Source organism: Faecalibacterium sp. DFI.5.82, assembly GCF_029076575.1.
Lineage (GTDB): Bacteria > Bacillota > Clostridia > Oscillospirales > Ruminococcaceae > Faecalibacterium > Faecalibacterium duncaniae.
This window is the reverse complement of the sequence record NZ_JARFIS010000829.1, coordinates 1-298: the sequence shown is the minus strand read 5'-3', so window position 1 is coordinate 298 and position 298 is coordinate 1. Positions and strand designations below refer to the sequence as shown.

The following is a 298-nucleotide window of genomic DNA, read 5'->3' as shown; positions in this document are numbered from 1 at the left end:
ATCATCATTGACGAGCTGGCCGATCTGAAGATGGTCGTGGGCAAGGACGTGGAGGATTCCATCTGCCGGATTGCCCAGAAGGCCCGTGCCGCCGGAATGCACCTCATCGATGCCACCCAGCGCCCCAGCGAGGATGTCATCACTGGCCTGATCAAGGCCAACATCCCCAGCCGCATTGCCTTTGCCGTGTCCAGCCAGGTGGACAGCCGTACCATTCTGGCTGGTGCCGGTGCCGAGAAGCTGCTGGGCCAGGGCGATATGCTCTTTATGCCTGTGGGCGCGCCCAAGCCGGTGCGTA

Annotated in this window: 1 protein-coding gene; it reads left to right on the top strand. The window is 62.4% G+C overall.

Annotation, left to right across the window (positions count from 1 at the left end):
- The coding region (locus P0G09_RS19100; RefSeq protein WP_275253458.1) for an FtsK/SpoIIIE domain-containing protein at nt 1-298 on the top strand (298 nt) is incomplete at both ends.